The organism is Staphylococcus petrasii (genome assembly GCF_002902565.1).
Lineage (GTDB): Bacteria > Bacillota > Bacilli > Staphylococcales > Staphylococcaceae > Staphylococcus > Staphylococcus petrasii.
In genome coordinates this window covers 1-4913 of record NZ_PPRC01000091.1, presented here as the reverse complement: position 1 = coordinate 4913, position 4913 = coordinate 1, and the positions used below count along the sequence as shown (strand labels likewise).

The 4913-nt window shown below is 29.5% G+C and carries 3 protein-coding genes; all 3 read left to right on the top strand.

Annotation, left to right across the window (positions count from 1 at the left end; genetic code table 11):
* Positions 1-1745, top strand: a 1745-nt coding sequence (locus CD127_RS11255; protein ID WP_103366781.1) for a BglG family transcription antiterminator, incomplete at its 5' end; no start/stop codon positions are given.
* Positions 1746-1824: 79 nt separating this feature from the next.
* A complete protein-coding gene (locus CD127_RS11250) occupies positions 1825-3816 on the top strand; it encodes a fructose-specific PTS transporter subunit EIIC (protein WP_103366780.1) in 1992 nt (663 codons plus the stop codon).
* Positions 3817-3830: 14 nt separating this feature from the next.
* On the top strand, positions 3831-4778 hold the full coding sequence (gene manA, locus CD127_RS11245; RefSeq protein ID WP_103366779.1) for a mannose-6-phosphate isomerase, class I: 948 nt from the start codon (positions 3831-3833) through the stop codon (positions 4776-4778).
* Positions 4779-4913: the final 135 nt, after the last annotated feature.

The window sequence follows — 4913 nt, the reverse complement described above, 5'->3', positions numbered from 1 at the left end:
AATATATAAATACTGACTTTTTAAACTCATTAATTATTAGCGTAAAGTCTAAAGGTTATACACTTAACACTGAAAGTTATGAAATTGATAAGATAAATGATCTTTTAAAATCATTGAATGAAAAAGACAGTAAGACGATTATTAATTTGGGTTATCGTTTGTTAATGGAAAATAGTGAAATAACTCTAAATAAATTAGAAAAAGATTATCATGTTTCAAGAACAGAACTATTAGATTATTTATCTCGTATTCAAGCATGGTGTGAAAAGTTTAATGTAAAGATTGAGATTAAAAGAAAAAAAGGTATCAGTATTTTAGGAAGTGTGACTAATATTAATAATGCCATTTTACATCTTAATCAATTGTCTGAAGAAGATAATAGTGTTGAGCATCTTATTCTAAATGAACTACCGAAATCACATGTAAATGCGATATTAAATATAGTTCAAAAAAATTTAGCGAAATATCATATTAGTACTTCAAATTTTAAAATAAGACAATTAGTCATTCATTTAATTTTAATTATGAAACGGAAAGAGCCCGAAAAAATATCTTGGAAAATTAATAAAGAAGCTTTAGAAATTTCTAGGAAATGCATTTCCGAAATAAATTCAAAACTTAGATATAACTTAGATGACGAAACTAGTAAGTTATTTTCATTTTTTATAAGTTACCATTTTAATAAGTTTGAATTGGGTGTAGAGAAAATTTTCATTGAGAGTTATATCAATAGATTAATTACTCTTATGGAAGAAAAAGTTGGTGTGAAATTTAGTGAGGATAATTTATTAAAAGAAAATCTTTATTCACATTTTAGTAGAACTTATCTGAGGTTAATAAAGAATATTTATTTAAATAATCCCTTAGTTAACAATATTAAGAAACTATATCCGTTTATATTCAGTGTGTTATTTGAAGTGATTGAAAAATTATCAGAAGAATCCGATATTACATTAAGTGAAGATGAAATAGCCTTTTTAACTATTCATTTTCAATCCTCAATAGAAAGAAATGAAGAAGAACAGTTTAATATAGTAATAGCTTGCTACTATGGATTAGGCATTTCCAGTTTATTAGAAACTAAAATTTCTAAGTTAAGTAAACAAATTAATATTATAGATACAATTAAATTGGAAGAAATAAATGATTATGATTTTTCAAATATAGATTTACTGGTTACTACAAACGAAATCGAACAATCGAAAATAATGTGTGATGTAAATATTTTAGTGGTGACACCTTTATTTTCTAAAGAAGACGAAAATAAAATTAAAGATTATCTAAATGAAAAAAGAAATCCTGTAGCGATTAATGATAAATTAGATAGTATTAATATTATAGTAGAAACAGATAAAGAAAATTACGATAATATGCTTTCTATATTCGAAAGAGTTAACGTGATTTTGAAGAATAATAAAGCTATTGAAAATGAGTATATTGATTCTGCTTTAGAAAGAGAAAAGTTTTCCTCAACATACATAGGGAAGGGGATAGCTATACCTCATGGAAATCCTGAAAGAGTCTTACAATCTCATATTATAGTTTTTAAAAGTAAAAAAGATATTAAATGGAAACAATACAATGTGAATTTAGTCTTTTTTCTCGCAATTTCTAAAAAAGATTTAGCAGTAGCTAAAAGTTTTATTCAATCAATTGCACAATTAAGTGAAATAGAAATTAAAAGAATGCTTTATTTATCAGATAAACAAATAAAAGATAATCTCATAAATTTAATTAAAGAATAATTGCCACTAGAAACGGTAATTATTCTTTTTTATGGTTGAATGTATTCGCTTACAATTAATGGTAAGGAGAGTGATTAGGATGAAAATTCTAGCTATAACTTCTTGTCCAAATGGGATAGCTCATACATATATGGCACAAGAGAAATTAGAACAAGCTGCTAAAGAAATGGGAGTAGAAATTAAGGTAGAGACTCAGGGTGGAGTCGGAACTGAAAATGCCTTAACCGCTAAAGAAATTAGGGAAGCGGATGGAATTATAATAGCAGCCGATAGACAAGTAGATTTATCGCGTTTTGATGGGAAAAGATTAATTAATGAAAGCGTTAGAGAAGGTATTCATAGACCTAAAGAATTAATTCAAAGAATTATTGATCAGGACGCACGTATTTATCATGATAAAAATGCGTCAACTACTAATAATAAAGAAGATGAAGAAAATAAAAGTGGAATCCAAATGGTGTACCAACACCTAATGAATGGTGTTTCATTTATGGTACCGTTTATTATGGTTGGTGGATTACTTATCGCTATTGCATTAACATTGGGAGGAAAACCAACTGCACAAGGATTGGTTATACCAGATCATTCTTTTTGGAAATCTATTGAAAGTATTGGTAAATTATCATTTGGATTTATGGTCCCAATACTAGCTGGATATATTGCTTATAGTATTGCTGATAAGCCTGGTTTAGTGCCTGGTATGATTGGGGGCGCTATAGCAGCAGATGGAAGTTTATATGGTAGTGGAGCAGGTGCAGGTTTCTTAGGCGGTATAGTAGCAGGTTTTATCGCTGGTTATGTTGCAAAATGGATTAAACAAATTAAAGTACCTAAAGCTATGGCTCCTATTATGCCAATAATTATTATTCCAATTCTTGCATCATTAGTTGTTGGTTTGATATTTATTTTTGTAATCGGGGCACCAATTGCAAGTGTATTCGAAGCATTAACAAGTTGGTTAAAAGGTATGCAAGGCGCTAATATTATTATCTTAGCTTTAATTATCGGTGCGATGATAGCATTCGATATGGGCGGCCCTGTTAATAAAGTGGCATTCTTATTTGGTTCAGCATTAATTGCAGAAGGTAACTATGCAGTAATGGGAATGGTTGCAGTAGCAGTTTGTATTCCACCAATTGGATTAGGATTAGCTACATTTATTCAAAAAAGAAAATTTAATAAAGCAGAACAAGAAATGGGTAAAGCTTCTTTCACTATGGGACTATTTGGTATTACAGAAGGTGCTATTCCATTTGCGGCACAAGACCCCTTACGTATTATTCCAGCAAATATGATAGGTGCCATGGTTGGTTCGGTAATTGCTGCGTTAGGTGGTGTAGGTGACAGAGTTGCTCACGGTGGTCCTATTGTAGCTGTATTAGGTGGCATTGATAAAATAGTATGGTTCTTTATCGCTGTTATCATTGGTAGTATTATAACAATGTTAACGGTGCTACTTTTCAAAAAGAATACACCTGCTAATGAGGTGGATGATTCAAATGTAAATTCTGAATCAATTAATGAAAGAGAAAATGATAATAAAACACAAGTTGTTGGCACTACACCTTCAACCGAAGACCCATTACAAAATCAAAAGCGTAATGAGAAAACAGAGGAAGAAGTAAAAAGTGAAGATGTTTTCAATACAAATATTATTGAAATTAAACATAATCAATTAACTCGTGACAATGTGATTGATGAATTAATTAGTAAATTAAAAGAAAATCATTATATTACAAATTTTGACGACGTGAAAAAGGCAATTTTAGATAGAGAAGCAGAATCTACTACGGCAATTGGTATGAACGTAGCAATTCCTCATGGTAAATCAGATGCAGTTAAACAACCAGCTGTAGCGGTATTACAAAATAAAGAAGGTATTGAATGGGAAAGTTTAGATGGATCTAAACCGCAGATTGTATTTATGATTGTAGTACCAAGTAGTAGTAACAATGCACACTTAAAATTACTACAAAGATTATCTAAAACCTTAATGGACGATAATACACGTAATCAATTAATTAACGCCAATGATAAAGACGAAATTTATAATATTTTAAAAGAAATTTAAAGGATTGATAGTATATGGTATTATTTCTAAAACCTGTATTTCAAGAACGTATTTGGGGTGGAACAGCTTTAAGAGATAAATTTAACTATGATATTCCAAATGATTTAACTGGAGAATGTTGGGCTATCTCAGCACATCCCAATGGACCAAATATGATTGAGAATGGTAAACATAAAGGTAAAACCTTAGATCAAGTTTGGAACGAGGATAAAACTTTATTTGGAAATGATTCTAGAGACAAATTTCCTTTGCTTACTAAAATTCTTGATGCAAATGATAAATTATCAGTACAAGTACATCCGGATGATGAGTATGCATTAAAACATGAGAATGAGTACGGGAAAACAGAATGTTGGTACATTCTAGACGCTAAAGAAGATGCTGAAATTATTTATGGTGTAAATGTCCAAGATGAACAAGAATTAAATGAACTAATTGATAATAAAGCATTTGATAAATTATTTAAAACTGTCAAAGTTAAGCCAGGAGATTTTTATTATGTACCAGCAGGAACTGTACATGCAATTGGCTCAGGTATTATGATTCTAGAAACACAACAATCTTCAGATACAACTTATAGAATATATGACTATGATAGAAAAGATAAGAAGGGTAATACTCGCGAATTACACTTAGAGCAAAGTAAAGATGTTATTAATATTTCTAATGAAAGTCCTAATACTGAGCCTATTGTTGAAAATAGACAAGGTCACAAATTTACCCAATTTGTATCTAATGAATTCTTTACTGTAGATAAATGGGATATTGAAGGTTCGTTAAAATATGAGAAGACACATGATTATTGCTTAGTTTCAATAATAGAAGGTCGAGGCACATTAGTAATTGATGAAGAATCATTTGAGATTGAAAAAGGGAAACACTTTATCTTAACCACAGAAGATAAAGATATTAAATTTGAGGGCGATTTAAATATCATTGTAAGTTACCCAGTCCAACAGTAATTAAACATTTTTATATTAAAGCACTGTTTGAAAAATGAAACTATTTCAAACAGTGCTTATTTAAATAAGTGAATTAAAATTTTGCACAATTTTTTATAGATATTAAAAGCTCATTAAAATATAATTATATAGTAT

Coding starts and splice junctions, on each gene's coding strand:
- manA (WP_103366779.1), top strand. CDS start 3,831: ATGGTATTATTTCTAAAACCTGTATTTCAAGAACGTATTTGGGGTGGA.
- CD127_RS11250 (WP_103366780.1), top strand. CDS start 1,825: ATGAAAATTCTAGCTATAACTTCTTGTCCAAATGGGATAGCTCATACA.